This window comes from Marinomonas sp. G8-14 (genome assembly GCF_055808935.1).
Window position 1 is genome coordinate 4,032,211 of the sequence record NZ_CM147891.1, and the last position, 20,136, is coordinate 4,052,346.

Annotated in this window: 16 protein-coding genes and 2 pseudogenes; 13 read left to right on the forward strand and 5 right to left on the reverse strand. The window is 43.4% G+C overall.

From position 1 onward, the window contains the following. Positions 1 to 100: 100 nt before the first annotated feature. From gpmI to AC0L6V_RS20735, 11 genes and pseudogenes are all read left to right on the forward strand, one after another. Positions 101 to 1,630 (forward strand): 2,3-bisphosphoglycerate-independent phosphoglycerate mutase, encoded by a 1,530-nt coding sequence (gene gpmI, locus AC0L6V_RS20685; protein WP_265220207.1) that lies wholly within the window; start codon positions 101 to 103, stop codon positions 1,628 to 1,630. Positions 1,631 to 1,637: 7 nt separating this feature from the next. Next, the gene (locus AC0L6V_RS20690; RefSeq protein WP_418138569.1) at positions 1,638 to 2,207 is read left to right on the forward strand and encodes a murein hydrolase activator EnvC family protein; all 570 of its coding nucleotides are present in this window, start codon (positions 1,638 to 1,640) and stop codon (positions 2,205 to 2,207) included. Beyond that, the gene (locus AC0L6V_RS20695) at positions 2,149 to 2,778 is read left to right on the forward strand and encodes a murein hydrolase activator EnvC family protein (RefSeq protein WP_418138570.1); all 630 of its coding nucleotides are present in this window, start codon (positions 2,149 to 2,151) and stop codon (positions 2,776 to 2,778) included. The genes AC0L6V_RS20690 and AC0L6V_RS20695 overlap by 59 nt, the downstream gene beginning before the upstream one ends. A gap of 52 nt (positions 2,779 to 2,830) precedes the next feature. Then, on the forward strand, positions 2,831 to 4,105 hold the full coding sequence (locus tag AC0L6V_RS20700) for a S41 family peptidase (protein WP_111606728.1): 1,275 nt from the start codon (positions 2,831 to 2,833) through the stop codon (positions 4,103 to 4,105). A 66-nt stretch (positions 4,106 to 4,171) separates the two neighbouring features. Then, positions 4,172 to 5,347 carry a divergent polysaccharide deacetylase family protein gene (locus AC0L6V_RS20705; protein ID WP_265220210.1) on the forward strand — a complete coding sequence of 392 codons (1,176 nt, stop codon included), beginning with the start codon at positions 4,172 to 4,174 and terminating at the stop codon, positions 5,345 to 5,347. A 476-nt stretch (positions 5,348 to 5,823) separates the two neighbouring features. After that, positions 5,824 to 6,936, forward strand: a complete 1,113-nt coding sequence (locus AC0L6V_RS20710) for a branched-chain amino acid ABC transporter substrate-binding protein (protein WP_265220211.1) — start codon at positions 5,824 to 5,826, stop codon at positions 6,934 to 6,936. Positions 6,937 to 7,046: 110 nt separating this feature from the next. Then, positions 7,047 to 7,971: pseudogene (locus AC0L6V_RS20715) on the forward strand (ABC transporter permease subunit). After that, positions 7,972 to 9,246: pseudogene (gene livM, locus AC0L6V_RS20720) on the forward strand (high-affinity branched-chain amino acid ABC transporter permease LivM). Then, positions 9,243 to 9,566: an ATP-binding cassette domain-containing protein gene (locus AC0L6V_RS20725; protein ID WP_418138571.1), complete on the forward strand. Its 324-nt coding sequence runs from the start codon at positions 9,243 to 9,245 to the stop codon at positions 9,564 to 9,566. Before livM ends, AC0L6V_RS20725 begins: the two are co-directional and overlap by 4 nt. Next, complete coding sequence (locus tag AC0L6V_RS20730) at positions 9,560 to 10,123, forward strand: ATP-binding cassette domain-containing protein (protein WP_418138572.1); 564 nt, start codon at positions 9,560 to 9,562, stop codon at positions 10,121 to 10,123. The genes AC0L6V_RS20725 and AC0L6V_RS20730 overlap by 7 nt, the downstream gene beginning before the upstream one ends. After that, positions 10,120 to 10,833, forward strand: coding sequence for an ABC transporter ATP-binding protein (locus AC0L6V_RS20735; protein WP_111637561.1), 714 nt, complete (start codon positions 10,120 to 10,122; stop codon positions 10,831 to 10,833). Before AC0L6V_RS20730 ends, AC0L6V_RS20735 begins: the two co-directional genes overlap by 4 nt. 168 nt (positions 10,834 to 11,001) lie before the next feature. Here the strand turns inward: AC0L6V_RS20735 and tsaC are convergent, their stop codons facing one another. The 5 genes from tsaC to glnA form a co-directional block, all read right to left on the reverse strand. Further along, complete coding sequence (gene tsaC / locus AC0L6V_RS20740; RefSeq protein WP_265220214.1) at positions 11,002 to 11,559, reverse strand: L-threonylcarbamoyladenylate synthase type 1 TsaC; 558 nt, start codon at positions 11,557 to 11,559, stop codon at positions 11,002 to 11,004. Positions 11,560 to 11,758: 199 nt separating this feature from the next. Beyond that, positions 11,759 to 12,139 carry a DUF3461 family protein gene (locus AC0L6V_RS20745; RefSeq protein ID WP_111606735.1) on the reverse strand — a complete coding sequence of 127 codons (381 nt, stop codon included), beginning with the start codon at positions 12,137 to 12,139 and terminating at the stop codon, positions 11,759 to 11,761. A gap of 151 nt (positions 12,140 to 12,290) precedes the next feature. Next, complete coding sequence (gene ntrC / locus AC0L6V_RS20750; RefSeq protein ID WP_111606736.1) at positions 12,291 to 13,724, reverse strand: nitrogen regulation protein NR(I); 1,434 nt, start codon at positions 13,722 to 13,724, stop codon at positions 12,291 to 12,293. Next, positions 13,721 to 14,806, reverse strand: a complete 1,086-nt coding sequence (gene glnL, locus AC0L6V_RS20755) for a nitrogen regulation protein NR(II) (protein ID WP_409419871.1) — start codon at positions 14,804 to 14,806, stop codon at positions 13,721 to 13,723. The genes ntrC and glnL overlap by 4 nt, the downstream gene beginning before the upstream one ends. Positions 14,807 to 15,077: 271 nt before the next feature. Next, the gene (glnA, locus tag AC0L6V_RS20760) at positions 15,078 to 16,484 is read right to left on the reverse strand and encodes a glutamate--ammonia ligase (RefSeq protein ID WP_265220215.1); all 1,407 of its coding nucleotides are present in this window, start codon (positions 16,482 to 16,484) and stop codon (positions 15,078 to 15,080) included. A gap of 332 nt (positions 16,485 to 16,816) precedes the next feature. Between glnA and thiI the strand changes: the two genes are divergently transcribed. Then, positions 16,817 to 18,268, forward strand: coding sequence for a tRNA uracil 4-sulfurtransferase ThiI (gene thiI / locus AC0L6V_RS20765; protein WP_409419014.1), 1,452 nt, complete (start codon positions 16,817 to 16,819; stop codon positions 18,266 to 18,268). A gap of 217 nt (positions 18,269 to 18,485) precedes the next feature. Beyond that, entirely contained in the window at positions 18,486 to 20,093 is a 1,608-nt protein-coding gene (locus AC0L6V_RS20770; protein ID WP_265220216.1) for a methyl-accepting chemotaxis protein, read from the forward strand. Positions 20,094 to 20,136: the final 43 nt, after the last annotated feature.

Here is a 20,136-nt window from a genome sequence, read left to right on the forward strand (position 1 = left end):
TGAAATTAATAGTCCGAATAGGCACGCTAGTCTGTAACTAAATTACAGGCCTGTGATAGTATCAAGCCATACTCATGATCAATTTACGGGATAGATTAACATGAACAAAAAAACCACAGCTCTCTTCATCCTTGATGGATGGGGGTACAGTGAAACCTCTACTTCTAATGCCATTGCCGCCGCAAATACGCCGAACTGGGACGCGTTGTGGAATGGTCATCCGCATACACTCATCAAAACGTCTGGCTTAGCGGTCGGTTTACCAGAAGGCCAAATGGGTAATTCCGAAGTGGGGCACATGAACTTAGGTGCGGGTCGAGTGGTTTATCAAAACTTTACTCGCATTGGCAAAGCCATTGAAGACGGTTCGTTCTTTGAAAACGAAGCCCTTGTTAATGCGGTTGATAAAGCCGTCGGCGCTAACAAAGCGGTGCATATTTTGGGATTGTTGTCTGATGGTGGTGTTCATAGTCATCATGAGCAAATTATGGCAATGTGCGAATTAGCAGCAAAGCGTGGTGCCAAAGCTGTGTATGTGCATGGTTTCACTGATGGTCGTGATACGCCACCTCGCTCTGCTAAAACGCCTGTGGCTGAATTAGAGTCCAAACTTGCGGAACTCGGTGTAGGCAAAATCGCTACTCTGACTGGTCGTTATTATGCAATGGACCGTGATAATCGTTGGGATCGTGTTCAAACTGCTTACGATGCGATTGTGTTAGGTAAAGGTGAGTTCCAAGCGGATACCGCTGAAGGTGCAATTCAAGCGGCTTATGATCGTGACGAAAATGATGAATTTGTTAAAGCCACTATCGTTGGTGAATCGGCACCTGTTCAAGATGGTGATGCGATTATTTTTGCTAACTTCCGTCCGGATCGTGCGCGTCAATTAACGCGTGCTTTTACCGATGCCGACTTTGATGGCTTCACTCGTGCCGTTTATCCAAAACTGGCAGCGTTTGTGACTTTTACTGAGTTTTCATCTGATATTCAAGTGGATGTGGCGTTTCCTCCAGTGGCGTTAACCAATACCTTGGGTGAAGTGCTAGCCAAGCATGGCAAAAAACAATTACGTATTGCCGAAACCGAAAAATACGCTCATGTGACGTTCTTTTTTAATGGTGGTGAAGAGGCCCTGTTTGATGGTGAAGAACGTGAGTTGATCCCCTCACCTAATGTGGCGACTTACGACCTGAAGCCTGAAATGAGTGCACCAGAAGTGACAGACAAACTGGTTGAAGTCATCAAAGCGGGCAAATATGACACTATTATTTGTAACTTTGCTAACGGTGACATGGTTGGACACAGTGGTATTTTTGAAGCCGCCGTTAAAGCCGTAGAAGCGGTAGATGCTTGCTTGGGTCGGATCATTGAGGCGTTGAAAGTGAATGGTGGTCAATGTTTGATTACTGCCGATCACGGTAACGTAGAGCAAATGTTAAGTGATGATGGTTCTCAGCCGTTGACGTCTCATACGATTGGTCCTGTGCCTCTTGTTCTGTTTTCTCCTACACAAGGTTTGGGTATAAAAGAAGGCGCATTGTGTGACCTTGCTCCGACGTTACTCGATATGATGGGAATGGACAAGCCAGCAGAAATGACAGGTGTGAGCTTGCTCACACGGGCATGAGGCGGTAATGGTCTTACTATTTCGTAGTTTGCTTTTGTGTTTGTGCTTGCTGCCTAGTTTAGGTTGGACAGCAGGTGAACCGCAAACGCCTGAAGAAGCTAAGCAACAAATTCAAGCATTGCAAAAGGATTTGCAAAAGCTTAATAGTTGGTTAAAGGACTTGAAGTCTGAGCGATCGGATGTAGAGAAGCAACTTGAAGGCAAAGAAAAAGACATTCAGGCATTGCTTAAGAAGATCCAAGAAATTCAGGAAAGCTTAAAAAAAGGTGACGAGCAGCTGGGCGAATTGAGAGTTCAGCAGCGTTCTCTTCAGCTTAGTATCCAACAGCAAAATGAACAAATAGCCGCCCAATTAAGGGCGGTTTATCGTTCCGGTAATGAAGAAAGCATTAAGTTATTGTTAAATGGTAATACCTCAGAAGAAGCGCAGCGTTTAGTGCAATATAATCGCTACTTTTCTACGGCAAGGCAGTCCTTGATCAACGGTTTTGTGAATGAAGTGAATGATCTGAGTTTGGTTGAAAACAGCATTCGCAGTCATCGAGCCTCAACAAGCCAAAGAAGAAATTCAGCTTAAAGAAGAACGCAGTCGTCTGTTAAGTCAACAAGCTGAACGTCGTAATTTATTGGTAAAACTTGATCAGGATCTAGCACAAGGTGATAAACGTTCTAAGCAATTATTGCAGGATCAACAAAATTTACAGGATATGTTGCAACGCCTAGAAGAAGCCTTGGCTGATGTGAAAATCCCAGATCAAGATGTCCCTTTTTCATCCCAACGAGGCAAGTTAGTGAGGCCGTTAAAGACATTGGCGACGCTGCCTGCAACGGGCAGTATAAATTTGGGTGGGGTGACGCTTAGAGCCAAAGAAGGCGAGTCCGTTCACGCTATATTTTCAGGGCGTGTCGTATTTTCTGACTGGATGCGTGGTTTCGGCTTTTTACTTATCTTAGATCATGGTGACGGCTACATGTCACTGTATGGGTATAACCAAAGTTTATTGAAAGAAGTGGGAGAATGGGTGAGGGCCAATGATACTGTCGCAATGGCTGGTAGTACTGGTGGTCGTCCTGATGCTGCTTTATTTTTTGCAATTCGCCATAATGGTACGCCATTAAAACCACTTTCTTGGATAGATGCTGGGTAACGTTCATGACAGTCCCAGTACCGCTGCTAGTAAAAAAGTCATAGGAAGAAATATGATCAATATTTTGCGTCAACGAATCCCCGTTTTGTTTATGGTGCTATTGGTTCAGCCGGCTTTTTCTGCGGATACTAAACAAGCATCTAAATTGCCTACTGCCGAGATTCAATCGTTTGTTGAAACCTTCGAAACTATTCGTGAGGGTTACGTTGAAACACTGTCTGATGAAGACATTCTTCATAAAGCACTAAAAGGTATGGTTTCTGGACTCGATCCGCATTCTGAGTATTTTACGAAAACAGAATTAGCTGATTTTAATGAGCTGACCTCTGGTAATTATGCGGGCATTGGTGTTGAAGTCGAGATGAAAGACAAGCGATTGACCATAGTCACGCCTGTGGATGGCTCCGCTGCTGCCGAGGCAGGGATTTTGCCTGGTGATGTTATTATCAAAATTGATAATACGTTAATTACTGACTTGGGTATGCAAGATATTGTGACGCTCATGCGTGGTGAAGTGGGTTCTACCGTCTCGCTGGATATCGAGCGAGACGGTGAAATTAAACATTACGAGTTAACACGTCGATTGGTTGAAGACGCCAGTGTTACCGCGAAATGGCTGGATACAGGAATCGCTTATTTTCGCATCAGTCAATTTCAAGGTGATAGCGACATAGAGTTTTATGAAGCCATCGATAAACTCGCTGCACAAAGTAAAATTCAAGGGGTTGTCTTAGATTTGCGTAATAATCCCGGTGGTGTTTTGCAAAGTGCTGTTGGGGTGGTAGACGCTTTTATTGATAAAGGTATGATCGTTTATACCAGTGGGCGTCATGAGATGTCGAAAAGTCAGTTTAAGGCCACTGCGAAAAATACAAAATTTAAGCAAATTCCTGTTGTTGTTATGGTAAACGATGGCTCTGCGTCGGCGTCAGAAATTGTTGCTGGCGCGTTACAGGATCATCAGCGTGCGGTGGTGTTAGGCACGGAAACGTTTGGTAAAGGCTCTGTTCAAACAGTGGTTCCCTTATCCAATGGTGATGCGGTAAAATTAACCACCGCCTTATATTACACGCCAAATGGTCGTTCTATCCAAGCTCAGGGTATTACGCCCGATCTGATTGTGCCACAAGCGACATTAACCTTTGATAAAGACCCGTTTTTGGTTAAAGAGTCTGAACTAAAAGGGCATTTAGGAAATGGTACGGGCGGTAAAGAACGAACCAGTGCGGATGTTTTGTCCGATATTGGTGAATTGGCAAAAACAGATTTTCAATTGTTTCAAGCGGTTACGATTCTGAAAACCTTGCCTAAATTAGTGCAGAAATAGCGATCTGTTTTTCACAAATGTATTGTTGGGGTAACTGCTCCTTTGTTTTATTTTAAGAAAGTGTGTTTGCTTGTAGGGTTTTTGCTCGCTTTGCCAGGGGGGAACGCATCGGATGCAGGTTCTGAATATTTGGATGACTCTTTGGCGGGCGAGTTGGTTGTCGAGCAACATGCTATGGCATCGTCGGATGACGTGAGTGCGTCAGAAGAGGGCATGATGGCGTCACAGGAAGGTGTCATGGTGGCGTCAGACAAGACGCCTTCCGAGAAAGAGCCGATCATTTTGCCAGAGCATTTGGGGCCGGTGTTGTTAGAACCAGAAAACACAACTGAGACTCGTCTGCCATCTGATTCTTACCCTTCCATTTTACAAGATCCGCAAGAGGCGCCATGGAAACCTTCTATTGCGCCTTTGTTAGATGTCCCCGTTCTGCTGGATGTCGTGCCTAATGAGAGCCTGCTTTCAGTCCCTAAGCCTGCTTCCACTGATTCTCCGAAAAAAATAGTCACGCCGGCAAAAATATTAGCGGTTGACGTGCACCCAAAAATGCCACAAATAGCGATTTTGATTGATGATCTTGGTTACAGTCGAGATGGCATGGAATCGTCTTTATTGCTGCCTACGGAGGTGGCATTGGCGATTTTGCCAAGTACGCCTTTTGCTTTGCAAACCGCTCTAACCTCCCAAAAGCAGAGTCGTATTACGCTTTTGCATGCGCCTATGGAAAATCAGCGAGAGCTAAAACTTGGTCCTGGTGGTTTGTATGCGAGCATGACGGAACAGGAATTAAAAAGCACGTTAAGCAAGGATTTGGATAGTTTGCCTGGTATTCAAGGGGTAAATAATCATATGGGCAGTTTGTTAACCACTAAGGTTCATTCGATGGAATGGGTCATGGAAACGTTAAAAGACCGATCCTTGTTTTTTATTGATAGTTTAACCAGTGCTCAAAGTGTGGCCAAAAAAACCGCACAAGAATATGGTTTAAAAACGGTAGGAAGAGACGTGTTTTTAGACAATATCCGCACGGAAGAGGCGATAGACAAGCAATTTTCTCGTTTAGTAAAACTAGCTAAACGTCATGGAAGTGCTTTGGCCATAGGACATCCTTATCCAGAAACCACGGCATATCTTAAAAAGCGTTTGAAGAATTTAGAGCAAGATGGTGTTCGTTTAGTGAGGATCTCTGAATTGCTGATCGCTTCTCCTCCTTCTAAACCGACCATGTCTGAAACAAAATAGACGTAAAACTCCGGTATTTAATTAAATCGGAGTTTTTTGATAAAAAAACCGAGCTTTTATCAATTTCTTATTGGTTTTTTATACTAAATTATAAGAAGTACGGTTTTTTTCAGAATCGCACTAGTGATACCTCTATATGCCCCTTTATTTTTGCCAGCCCTTATTTCGCTCTTGTTTAGTGCACATCCTTTCGTCTGTAAGTTGAAAAAACCATAAACTCAAATAATTCTAGTGATTTATTTTGTGTTTTTTTTGTATCACAGGATTTCTCTTAGGTTATTTGCAATATTTATCTGCACTACTATTGACCAAACTTTAGACTGATATTAATGTGTAGCTTCATTCCAGTGCACATTTTTTGGATAGTTGCTGTGAAAGTTCCATTTTTTATGCTTTTTCTTTGGGCTTAAACTATTGGAACGCTTCTTGCTTTTGAATAATAACGATAAAACACAAAACGAATAGAGGCTTTTCTTATGTCAAATGCGGTTGTTAGAAAAACATTAATTTCTCTTGCTGTTGCTGGTGCGGCGACACTGGCTCAAGCAGACGTCGTGATCGGTGTGGCAGGTCCTCATACTGGTGCTTATGCGGCTTTTGGTGAGCAGTTATGGAAAGGGGCTGAAAAAGCCGCTCAAGATATCAATGCCGCAGGTGGCATCAATGGTGAAATGATAACATTGGTGAAAGCGGACGATGCCTGTGAGCCAAAACAAGCGGTGTCTGTGGCTAACCGTCTGGTTGACTCTGACGGTGCTTTAGCTGTAGTGGGGCATTTCTGTTCCTCTTCTTCTATTCCAGCGTCTAAAATTTATGAAGAAGCAGGCGTTATCATGGTAACACCTGCGTCAACGAACCCAACATTAACAGACCAAGGTTTACCAAACGTTTTCCGTGTGTGTGGTCGTGATGATCAGCAAGGGGATGTGGCTGCTAGCTATATCGTCGATAAGCTAGGCGCTAAACGCGTGGCTGTCATCCATGATAAAGATACTTACGGTAAAGGCTTGGCGGATGCCATGAAGTCCACTCTGAATGCTTATGGCGTAAACGAAGTCATGTACGAAGGTTTGACTCGTGGTGAAAAAGACTTTAACGCCTTGATTACTAAGATTCGTTCAGTTGATGCAGATGTTGTGTATTTTGGTGGGCTTCACTCTGAAGCTGGCCCATTGGTTCGTCAGTTACGTGAGCAAGGCTCTAAAGCCATTTTCATTTCAGGTGATGGTATCGTATCCGATGAGTTTGTATCTGTTGCCGGTTCTCCTGAATATGTCGATGGTGTATTAATGACATTTGGTGCGCCACCAACGTCTTACCCTTCTGGTGCTAAAGTAATCAAAGAGTTTCGCGATGCGGGTTATGAGCCAGAGGGTTACACTCTTTACTCTTACACCGCTATGCAAGTCGCTGTTGCCGCATTGGCCAATAATAATCTAGATCCTATTAAAGGTGCTGAGTGGTTGAAATCTCACTCTGTGGATACCGTAATGGGTAAAAAAGACTTTGATGAAAAAGGCGATTTGACCGTTTCCGACTACGTTATGTACGAGTGGGATGCTCAAGGTAAATATAGCGTAGTAGATTGATTTTTACGTTAGTTGTTATTTTTTAGGCATAACTAATACATGTTTACTGACACAAGGATTGTGTTGGTAAACATGTTCTTCCTGTTCAAAAATCCCCACGAGGTCTTACGATGGATATCGTTCTCCAGCAGTTGGTAAACGGTCTTACCCTTGGCTCTGTTTATGGGACTCATTGCGATCGGTTACACCATGGTGTATGGCATTATCGGCATGATTAACTTCGCCCATGGCGATGTCTACATGGTGTCTTCTTATATTACTGCGATCGCTATTGCACTGATTAGTGCCTTGTTAACCTTTTTAGGTTTTGAATCTTTTCTTATTGTCATAATCGGCACGCTCTTTCTAACGATTGTGGTAACGGGTGCTTATGGATGGGTGATTGAACGAGTGGCTTATCGTCCATTGCGTAATTCCAGTCGTCTAGCAGTATTAATTTCGGCGATCGGTATGTCGCTGATTTTGCAAAACTATGTACAGCTAAGCCAAGGTGCAAATCAACAGGGTGTCCCAACCATGTTGACTGGCGCATTGCGTTTTCACGTCGGTGACGGCTTTGTACAAATTACCTACATGAAAGTCTTTATTCTTATTGCCGCTTTTGCTGGCATGGGGATTTTGACTTACGTTATTCAAAAAACAAAATTAGGTCGCATGTGTCGTGCGACTCAACAAGATCGAAAAATGGCGTCTATCTTAGGTATAGACACCGATAAAATTATTTCAACTGTGTTCGTTATTGGCGCGACAATGGCGGCGTTAGCGGGTGTTTTGATTACGTTAGATTATGGCGCGTTCGATTTTTATATTGGTTTCATTATCGGCATTAAGGCCTTTACCGCGGCGGTTTTGGGTGGCATAGGTTCTTTGCCTGGCGCCATGTTAGGCGGTCTGATTTTAGGTCTATCTGAAGCCTTGTTTGCTGGATTAATTAGTTCTGATTACAAAGATGTTTTCTCGTTTTCTTTGTTAGTTCTCATTTTGATTATTCGCCCAAGTGGCCTTCTCGGCAAACCTGAAGTGGAGAAAGTATAAATGAGCCAATCTGTCGGAATTAATTTTAAAAAAAGCAGTATCGATGCCTTAATCGCTGGTTTTATGGCCTTGATTTTATTCGGTCCGATTGTCGGTGTGGTGTTGGATGGCTATAGCTTCAATGCTGAGTTCGGCAAAGTAGCTTGGATGGTGTTGGTTGTTATTATTGGGCGCTTTGCCATGTCTAGCTTTTTTCAAACAGAAAAAGGCATCGCCATGGCTTTTCGTTATGCCAATAGCAATGATGGCGCGACTGTGTTGCCACCAGGGCATAAATCCAAAATGGTGTGGATTATTCCTTTGGTGATAGCGATTGGTTTGCTTGTGCCATTCATCGCTTCAAAATATGTTTTAACGGTCGTTATTCTAGGTTTGATTTATGTTTTGCTTGGCTTGGGTCTAAACATAGTCGTTGGGCTTGCTGGCTTATTGGACCTAGGTTTTGTGGGCTTTTATGCTATCGGCGCTTATGGTCTGGCATTGGGCTATGAAAATCTAGGGCTGGGTTTTTGGTCTATGTTGCCAATAGCCGCCCTGATGGCGGCAGTTGCAGGCGCGATATTGGGTTTCCCTGTGTTGCGTATGCACGGCGATTATTTGGCGATTGTGACTTTGGGTTTTGGTGAAATTATTCGCTTGGTGTTAACAAACTGGGCTTCATTTACCCACGGTCCAAATGGTGTATCTGCACCGATGCCAACTTTTTTGGGCTAGAGTTTACGCGCCGATCACGAGATGGCAGTACGTTTCATGAGTTCTTTAATATCCCCTATGATTCTGCGTATCGATATATGTTTATTTATATCGTCTTGTTTGCCGTCGTATGGGCTGTGCTCTTCATCAAACACCGCCTGGTGAAAATGCCAATAGGCCGTGCGTGGGAAGCGCTTCGCGAAGACGAAATAGCATGTCGTTCACTAGGGTTGAACCATGTATTAGTGAAACTTTCTGCTTTTATGCTAGGCGCTTCCACAGGTGGCTTAGCGGGTGTGTTCTTTGCAACTTATCAAGGTTTCGTTAACCCTTCTTCTTTTACTTTTTTCGAATCGGCACTTATTTTGGCGATTGTCGTGTTAGGGGGAATGGGGCTCGACATTGGGTGTGGTCATTGCCGCCTTTTGTTTGACTGTATTGCCTGAGATGTTGAGGGAATTCGCAGAATACCGTGTCTTAATGTTTGGTATTTTGATGGTAGTCATGATGATTTGGAAACCTCGAGGTATTGTTCGTGTCACGCGAACTGGTTTTGCAGCGAGAAAAGGGGTAGTGAAATGAGCCAAGAAAATATTTTAGCCGTTGAAAACTTGGTGATGCATTTTGGTGGTATTAAGGCGCTGAATGATGTGACTTTTGACATTAAGCGTGGATCGGTTTCAGCTCTTATTGGTCCGAATGGTGCAGGCAAAACTACTGTGTTTAACTGTCTGACCGGCTTCTACAAAGCAACGGGTGGCAAGATCATTTTGTCTGCGGGTGGTAAAGAGACCAGTATTATTAAAGTGCTGGGCGAGCCTTTCCAACTGACAGATTTTTTTCTCCGGTTGCCTTTTTTTCTCGTCTTAAATACAAGATGTTTGGCGGCTCGCATTTGGTAAACCGTGCTGGACTGTCGCGGACTTTTCAAAACATTCGTTTGTTTAAAGAAATGTCGGTGGTTGAGAACTTGCTGGTTGCTCAGCATATGCGCGTCAATCGAAGCTTGATTGCGGGTATTCTGAATACGAAAGGCTACCGGAAATCTGAAGAAGAAGCGCTTGAGCGTGCTTTTTATTGGCTGGGTGTGGTTGATTTAGTGGGGGCTGCTAATCGTTTGGCGGGAGAGCTTTCCTATGGTCAACAGCGTCGTTTAGAGATTGCCCGTGCTATGTGTACGAACCCCGAGATTGTTTGTTTAGATGAACCCGCAGCAGGTCTGAACCCGTCTGAAACCGAAGCTTTGACAAAAATGATTCGTGTATTACGTGATCAACACAACACGACGGTACTGCTTATAGAGCATGATATGGGCATGGTAATGGATATTTCTGATTATATTGTTGTATTGGATCATGGTGAAGTGATTGCCAAAGGGGGTCCTGACGATATCAAAAATAACCCGAAAGTGATTGCGGCGTATCTTGGTGCAGAAGAAGGTGAAGAGGTGACACTATGACTACTTTAATGCAGTTTAAAGATGTCGATGTGCATTATGGTCCAATTCAAGCACTAAAGAAGGTGTCTTTGACGATCGATGAAGGTGAAATAGTCACCTTGATTGGGGCAAACGGTGCTGGTAAATCGACACTTTTGATGTCTATTTTTGGGCAACCGCGTATTTCTTCTGGTGAAATTATTTATCGTGGTGAGGATATTTCGCAAAAATCGGCTCACTATGTTGCGTCCAATGGTTTGGCTCAGTCTCCTGAAGGACGTCGTATTTTTCCTAGTATGTCGGTAGAAGAAAACTTGCTGATGGGAACCATACCGATAGGTATGGAGCATGCGGAAAAAGACATGCAGCGTATGTTTGAGATGTTTCCACGTTTGTTGGAGCGTCGTAATCAGAGAGCCTCGACCATGTCGGGTGGCGAGCAGCAAATGCTGGCAATCGCTCGTGCATTAATGAGCCGACCTAAATTACTGCTATTGGATGAGCCTAGTTTAGGACTCGCACCGATTATCGTGAAGCAGATTTTTCAGATTCTGAAAGACGTGGCCAGTACTGGTATGACGATCTTTTTGGTTGAACAAAATGCGAACCATGCCCTAAAACTGGCCAATCGTGGTTACGTTATGGTGAATGGTGAAATTAAGCTAACAGGCACAGGGGCCGAGCTTTTGGTGAACCCTGAAGTGCGAGAAGCGTATCTGGGTGGTCACTAGACTATCATGAAAGCCTAGGAGCTTAGTTTGAGTAAATGCAAAGCCACACAACATTTCATAAAAAATGTTGTGTGGCTTTTTTGTTGGTTGATATGAGTTGTGGATAAAAAAGACGCTTTTACACAGAAACTGTCATTATACGTCACCGCAAGTGGGCTTTTTAAATGGCTAAACGCGAAACAGTTTGTCTGTTAGAATATCTCTCACTTGAGAGGGCTTTGATGCGCCGCCTAAAGGGGCATGATAAATGGCGTCTATTTTGTCCCCAAAATAGGCGTGTACTTCTTCCGCGCTAAGAGCTGGTTCTAGCCCGGCAGGGTTCGCTGAAGTCGACACTATTACCCCTTGAAAAGCCTGACAAAGACGCTGCACTGGTAGGTGTTGAGAAAGACGAATAGCAACGCTCTGATGCTCTCCTCTTACCCAGCTGGGTGTGATATGTGTATCAGGCACAACCCAAGATGTTGGCGTGTCGTTCACACTGATAAGGCGCTGTGCGGCATGAGTGTCTAGGGTCTCGAGCCAAGGTCTTAAATCTTCCTGTGCACCAGCAATCAAGATTAGCCCTTTTTCTTCAGGGCGCGATTTTAACGTGAGAATACGTCTTACCGCTGCTTCGTTAAAAGGATCGCAACCCAATCCCCAGACAGCTTCTGTTGGGTAAGCAATGACACCGCCATTGCGGATGATGTCAGCAAGCTCAGTGGTAGAGGTAACAAGATGCATAAATTCAGACTCAAATAACTTATATAAGGGATTTTTAGGGGGACTAAAATACGCGAAATATCACACAATGATCTTTTGCAGAACGTAGGATTGTAGCGGGATTTTTATTGTCAAGCCAGCAAGCACTTTCTCTTAACGCTGGATTGAGTAAGTAATCCAGCGTTAAGAGAAAGTGCTTGCCGCAGACGTTAGCAGGACATTATTCCATAGCTTGTATTTTTGTCTTTATTTCTTCTATCTTGCTGTTCACCACTTTTTCTAAATGTTCCAATTCTTTGATCAAATCTTCTTTAGTGGCTTTGCTTTCATGTTGTTTGCCAACAATTTTTTCTAGCTCTTCCATCGCACGTAAAACAATGAGCGACGGTTCTTGTACTTGTCGATAAGTTTGTTGACCGCCATCTGCTAGAACGGTTTTGGTTGAGCGACCAAATTTAAACTTTTTGCTCTTAGGTAATAGAGATCCTTTTTCACGACGGTAATAAATTTTCAGTACGTCGTGCCCGCCTTCGTAACGCAAAGTAAATTTTTCAATGTCCTGTATGCTGGTGATACCCATGGACTGAAGTGTTGGATACATAACCATTTTCCCGTTTATTAGTGATCATTTAATAGTCTTTAATTAGTAGGGGATTGTGTCAGTAAAAGCAAGTCCAAAATAGTGGAAAACTGAGATAATGCAGGCAATTTATGAATAGATTGACCTGCATTACTTTTTTCACAGCGATGTTTTAATCTTCGTCGTGTTCAGCGTGATCAATGTTTAGCTCCTTAATTTTTCGAGTCAAGGTGTTGCGTCCCCAACCCAATAAAAGCGAGGCGTCTCGTCTACGTCCACCAGTATGGGCAAGAGCGGTTTCGATCATAATTCGTTCAAACTTAGGTACAGCTTGATCTAGAATGCCTTTTTGTCCTGTGGCTAGGGTGTTGTCTACCCAGTTTTTAAGCGCTTCTTCCCATGAAGCAAAAGGTTGTTCATGAGGAACGGCGGCAAGTAGTTCAGGGGGTAAATCTTCTACCAAAACTTCACGGCCAGACGCCATAACGATTAACCAGCGGCAGGTGTTTTCTAATTGACGAACGTTACCAGGCCAATCAAGTTGGGTCAGATAGTTTTCTGTTTCTTTGGTCAGTTGCTTTGGTTCAACGGCTAACTCTTCTGCGGCTCGACTTAAAAAATGACGGGCTAATTTGGGAATATCCTCGCGTCTTTCTGCGAGTTTAGGCAAATGAATACGAATAACATTCAAGCGGTGAAACAAATCTTCACGGAACGATCCTTTTTGTACTAGATTCTCTAGGTTTTGATGCGTGGCGGCGATAATCCGAACGTCTACTTTAACGGGAGTGTGACCACCTACTCGATAAAATTCACCGTCAGCGAGAACACGTAATAGGCGTGTTTGTGTCTCTGCTGGCATGTCACCAATTTCATCCAAAAAGAGAGTGCCACCGTTGGCTTGTTCGAAACGACCGCGTCGTTGTGTATTGGCCCCTGTAAAGGCGCCCTTTTCATGGCCAAACAATTCCGATTCAATTAAGTCGTGCGGAATGGCCGCCATATTAAGGGCGATAAAAGGGTTGGCAGAGCGAGGACTGTGAGTATGCAAAGCCTGTGCGACGAGCTCCTTACCTGTTCCTGATTCACCGTTAATTAATACGGTAATATTCGATTTTGCGAGTCGGCCGATAGCTCGAAACACTTCCTGCATAGCGGGAGCTTCACCGATAATTTCTTTGTCTACCTGCGGCTCAGCTTCGATTTCCATATTGTCCGTGCTAGGTCTGGCATTACGGTGGTGCAGCATGGCGCGTTTCACCAAACTGACCGCTTCCTCAACATCAAAAGGCTTTGGCAAGTATTCAAATGCGCCACCTTGATAGGAGGCGACAGCACTTTCGAGGTCAGAGTGTGCTGTCATGATAATAACCGGCAAGTAGGGATGATCTTTTTGCAGTTTTTCTAATAGTTTTAAACCATCCATGCCCGGCATACGGATGTCACTAATAATGGCGCTTGGCTGTTCCTTATCAATCATATTGACAAGATTCTCAGCTGAATCAAACAGGCGACATTGAATCCCTTCTTGTTCTAACGTTTTCTCTAGTACCCAGCGAATAGAGCGATCGTCGTCAACAATCCATACGGTTTCTTCTGGTGTCATGAGTGTTTCTCCTGGTCTTGGACTGTCATCTCAATGGGAATTAATATATTAAATTCGGTTTTTTTCGGGTAACTGTTGCATTCAATAATGCCATGGTGCTGATGAATAACGGATTGCGCGATAGACAGCCCTAAGCCTGTTCCATCGGCTCGTCCGCTGACCATGGGATAAAAGAGGGTTTTGAGAATGGCTTCAGGAATACCTGGGCCATTATCAATAATGCTGATTTTGCATACCAAACGATGACGTTTAGAGCCGATGGTGAATTGGCGTAATGCACGTGTCACCATATGAATGGTTTTATGGCGATTATCAGCATCATCCATTAGTGCCTGCATGGCGTTTCTGGTGATGTTGAGCAAAGCTTGTATAAGTTGAGACTCATCACCAATTAAGTCTGGAATACTAGGGTCATAATCTCGAATCAATTCAACCTGGTTGTCGGTTTCAACTGAAATGAGTTGTCTTACGCGTTCAATAACTTTGTGAATATTGAGAGGTTTGTTTTTTGGCAGTTGTCTCGGCCCCAGGAGTCGGTCAACAAGGTCACGTAAACGATCTGATTCTTCAATGATGACCTGTGTGTAATCGTTCAATGCTTCGTCAGTGAAAGCACGGCTGATTAACTGTGCCGCCCCGCGGATGCCGCCAAGTGGGTTTTTGATCTCATGAGCGAGTCCACGGACCAGTTCTTTACTGGTTTCATGGTTGGCAATGATTTCGTCTTCCTGCGAAATACGTTTCATCCTGTCCCTCGGATACAGTTCTATGATGATACTTTCTGTATCGTTAGAGGTCCCCATAATCGGTGTGACGGTGTAGTCACAAAAAAGCTTTTTATTGTTATTACACTCTATTTCCGCTTCACGTTTTGTGAATGGATGACCTGACTTGATGGCAGCATACAGTGCTTGAATACTGTCCTCGTCTTCCCGAAAAGCGGCACCCAGATCATGGCCATAAATTCGACGTCGACTGACGGCGAGCAACATTTCGGCAGCAGGGTTTAAATACTCGATCTCTAGTTTGTCACTCAGCTGAATAACGGCGGTAGATAAATGGTCGATTAATAAGCTATACACAGTATGTGCCTCATCTGTTGACTCCTGCATTTTTGTTGCTATTTAAAGTCTGCTCTTCTCTATATGCTAGATTAATTGCAAAAAACGAACCAACATTGGGCATGGTGAAGTGGCTTGTTTAGTAAGGTTTTTGTGTAAAGAAAAAAATCTATTGCACTATTATAGTGCGAATGAGCGACTGTGTTTATTTTGGGGCAAAAAAAAGCTGAGATGTGCTCAAAAAAAGCCTCGAACAAGGTCGAGGCTTTTTGGTATTTAGTTGCTTTTGAGCTTATGCGCTGTAGTACAGTTCAAACTCAAGTGGGTGAGTTGTCATAGACACACGGCGAGCTTCTGCTGATTTCATAGCAATGTAAGCATCAATCATGTCATCAGAGAATACACCACCTTGTGTTAGGAATGCGCGGTCTTCATCTAGACATTTTAGCGCTTCTTCCAAGCTGCTAGCCACAGTAGGGATAGCCAATGCTTCTTCTGCTGGTAGGTCATACAAGTCTTTGTCTGCTGCATCGCCAGGGTGAATCTTGTTTTTGATACCATCAATACCCGCCATCAACATAGCAGAGAATGCTAGGTATGGGTTAGCGGTTGGATCAGGGAAACGCGCTTCGATACGTTTGCCTTTAGGGCTTGAAACGTATGGGATACGAATAGACGCTGAACGGTTACGAGCTGAATAAGCTAGCATAACAGGTGCTTCGAAGTGAGGCACAAGACGCTTGTAAGAGTTCGTTGAAGCGTTAGTGAACGCGTTCAATGCTTTAGCGTGCTTGATGATACCGCCGATGTAATAAAGCGCCATTTCAGATAGACCAGCGTATTGATCGCCAGCAAATTGGTTTTGGCCATCTTTCCAGAAAGATTGGTGAACGTGCATACCAGAACCGTTGTCGCCAACGATTGGTTTTGGCATGAAAGTCGCTGTTTTGCCGTACGCATGAGCAACGTTGTGCACACAGTACTTAAGAATTTGAACTTCATCTGCTTTCTTAACGAGAGTGTTAAATTTAACACCGATTTCGTTCTGGCCAGCTGTTGCTACTTCGTGGTGGTGAACTTCAATAACTAAGCCCATGGTTTCCATAGCGCCACACATAGCGCCACGAAGGTCGTGGTGAGAGTCAACTGGTGGCACTGGGAAATAGCCGCCTTTTACGAAAGGACGGTGACCCATGTTGCCGCCTTCAAACTTCTTGTTAGAAGACCAAGCTGCTTCTTCAGAGTTGATCTCTACAGAACAACCTGACATGTCAGTTTTCCACTTAACATCATCAAAAATAAAGAATTCTGGTTCTGGACCAAAGAATGCTGTATCGCCAAGACCAGTTGATTTAAGGAATTCTTCGGCACGTAGCGCAACAGAGCGTGGGTCGCGGTCATAGCCTTGCATTGTAGAAGGCTCAATGACGTTACAACGAACAATTACTGTAGACTCTTCGGTGAAAGGATCGATAATCGCAGTATCATCCTGTGGCATCATGATCATGTCGGATTCGTTAATGCCTTTCCAGCCAGTAATGGAAGAACCATCAAACATCTGACCGTTTTCAAAAAACTCTTCATCTACCGTAATAGCTGGAATAGTTACGTGTTGTTCTTTACCTTTAAAATCGGTAAAGCGAAGGTCAACCCACTTCGCGTCATGCTCAGCAATCAAGGCAAGGGTCTTGTTTGACATAGTTGTTCTCCAGTCGTAGTGAAAGCGAAATTACTTTTCGTTTATAGAGTGCTTCAATATAAAGCGCCATTTGTCGAATATAAAGCATAACTTGTGCCAGAATTTTGTGCGGTCTAATAAAGTCTTATATTACAATAAGATAGAATTTTTTAATTTTACAGTGCACTTATTGGTTGCCAAAAAAGGTCTATAAAAAAGTCTTAATGATTCATTTTGGTGCGCAATGTTGTGCTTTTGTTCTTTTTTGGTGCAGTTTTGGTGTTTTCGTATTGAGACGCTTTTCTTTATAATATTTGTCTTCTTTTTAATCTCCGGAATGAATCGCATCTCCTATGAAGTTTATTGTTAAGTTCTTTGCAGAAATCACTATTAAAAGTCGTCCAGTACGAAAAGCGTTTATTAAGCAGCTTAAGCACAACATTAAGTTGGTGCTTAAAAAATATGACTCTGATGTGATTGTTTCGGGTAATTGGGATTTCATTGAGGTGTTTTCAGATAGGGATGAGCGACGAGAGGATTTCATACAGGCTCTTTCCAATATAGCTGGCATCGCGCATTTTCAGTATGTTCGCGAATTCCCGCTGACAGGCTTGGATGATATTGTCGAGCAAGCGGCAGCTTCTTATGGGGATGTCATTAAAGGGGCTGTGTTTGCGGTTCGAGTAAAGCGTGTTGGTCAACATGATTTTACTTCCATTGATGCAGAACGATACATTGGCGGCTGTTTAAGAGCCCGTTGTGGTGCTTTGGCTGTACGCTTGAAAGACCCCGAAGTGTTAGTGCCTATTGATATTCGAGACAATCGAGTTTGGATGATTGAGCAACGAGTTAAAGGTCTCGGAGGATACCCACTTGGGTCCCAAGACCCTGTGTTGTCATTGATGTCAGGTGGTTATGACTCAACCGTTAGTTCTTATTTGACCATGAGCCGTGGTTTGAAGACGCATTTTTGTTTTTTTAATCTCGGTGGTGATGCTCATGAAATAGGTGTTAAGCAAGTATCCAACTTTATTTGGGAAAAATACGGTTCGGCATTAAATGTGAAATTCATTACCGTGCCTTTTGAAGCGGTTGTTGGTGAAATTTTAACCAAAGTCGACAATTCCGAAATGGGCGTTATTTTAAAACGCATGATGTTGCGTGCTGCTTCTCAGCTAATGAAAGAGGTGGGTGCGAAAGCCCTAGTCACGGGGGAAAGTGTGGCTCAGGTATCTAGCCAAACGTTAATGAACTTAAAAGTGATTGATCAAGTGACGGAAGAACTGGTGTTACGTCCTTTGATTACCACGAATAAGCAGGAAATAATTGATAAAGCGATTGAGATTGGTACGGCCCCTTTTGCGGCCAGTATGCCTGAATTTTGTGGTGTTATTTCTGTGAAACCAACAACACGAGCAAAAATGCATCGTGTTGAAAAGCAAGAAGCCAATTTTAACTTTGAGGTTTTGGAACAGGCCATAGCGAATGCAAGCATTGTATCCATCCAGAATGTAATGGACGATGTGGCAAAACAATATCAAGGTGATGTGCCTGTGGTCCGCATGCCGGTTGGTGACGAAGTTATTATTGATATTCGCCACCCAGACGAAGTAAGTAATCGTCCACTAAAAGTCAGTGGTCGGCCTGTTAAAGCCATCCCCTTCTTTGCTTTAGAGTCCAGCTGGAGCGATTTAGAGCGAGAGGTGACGCATTTATTGTATTGTGGCAAAGGTGTTATGAGTCGAATGCAAGCGTCTTATTTATTAGGCAAAGGGCACGAAAATGTAGGAGTCTATTTGCCCTAAAAACACACAACATATTAAATTGTCATTCTAATTTCTTGGCTGCATTTTAATGTACTTTTAAACACTTACATTAGGTAACAGTCGTTATTTTTTGGTTTACAAACTATTACTTAATACAGAAAGGCTCTTGATTCATATCAAGAGCCTTTTTTTATGCTGCCTATGCTTGTTGCCCTTTAAGTCTATTGGTTTTTGTTCATTTTAAAGAGGGCGAGGAATGCCACATACAGCGATTAGAAAAGAGCGTGTTGTGAATCTTGATGCGAATATTTTGTCGATCACCGATCTCAATAGTGCCATAAAGTACGTGAATCCTGAGTTTGAAAAGGTGAGTGGTTATCAGTCAGATGAGTTAATTGGGCAGCCTCATAATATTATACGTCACTCAGATATGCCCGCATTAGCCTTTAAAGATCTTTGGGGGCATTTACAGTGTGGACAATCTTGGATGGGGATTGTAAAAAATCAGTGTAAAAATGGCGATTATTATTGGGTTGACGCCTATGTTAGCCCCATTTGCTGTAATGGGGTGATTACAGAATATCAATCTGTTCGACGCAGCCCTGAAAAAAATGTTCGCGACAGAGCGGAACAGCTCTACCAGAACAGCTTATTAGATGAAAAAAAGGCTTTTAGAAAATTACGAAGGCCGAAGTTGTCATTGTTCCAGAAATTGCCACTAATTATTTCGTTGTGTTTTGGCTTGTCTTTTGTTGGTGCTGCTTTTCAATTAATTTGGTTAAAAAGTGTATTTGAATGGGGGGCTTTGTTTGCCTGTTTAATCAGTGTAGAGAGAGTGTTAAGACCACTTAAAAGCGTTCTTGAAGAAGCAAAAATCATCTCAGATTCATCGTTGGCTATGTATCTTTACACTGGCCGGACGGATGAAGTAGGTCAGCTGCGCCTTGCCATGATCCGGTTACGTGGTGAGACCGCAGCGATTATGGGGCGCATAAGTGATTTTGCTAAAAATGTGAGGGCAAGGCAGTCAACAATATGTGCCAGTATTGATAGTAAGCAGAGAGCTTTTAATACTTTATCGGATGATTTTTGCCTAATTGAGCAGTCGTCACAAAATATGGTCTTGGTAACGGAAGCGGCGTCTTTGTCCGTTCAGAAAAGTGAGGCTAATGCTAACATGGCAAAAAGTTACATGGCGGAAGGACGAGAGGGAATGCAGTCCTCTCGATCGGCAATGAATCGTGTCTGTCAGCAGGTTGAAGAAGCACGTGACGGGTTATTGAATTTAAACGCCGATAGTAACGCAATTTCTTCTGTTGTGGCTGTTATTCGAGAGGTTGCTGAGCAAACAAACTTATTGGCGCTTAATGCCGCAATTGAAGCCGCAAGAGCGGGTGATCAAGGACGAGGTTTTGCCGTTGTGGCCGATGAGGTCAGAGGGCTGGCAAATCGTACATATCATTCAACCGAAGATATTGTTGCTGTTATGGAGCGTCTGCAAAAAGGGTCTATGTTAGCATTATCTAAAATGGAGCAAGCCTATCTTGTTGCTCAAGAAAGCCAAGTGAGAGTGAATGCAGCAGAACTTAAATTGATTGAAGCTCAGGCAGAAATCGAATCGGTGCATCAACAAATGCAAGAAACGGCGAATGCGATGCTAAAACAAAATGTCTGCGCAGGTGACATCAGTAATCGAATGGTTAATGCGGTAAAAGTAGTCAATGGATTGGTTTTACACGGTGAGCAAGACGCAAAAGAGTGTGATAAGGTAAATGTGCAGGTTCAACAGATGGAAGAGCTTGCCGCGCAATTTTGGTCACAAACACTAGACCAGCCTGTTCGTGAAAAAGGCATCAAAAAATGAATATTTGAATATTTTATTGACTTTTTTAGCCACTTTAATGGGA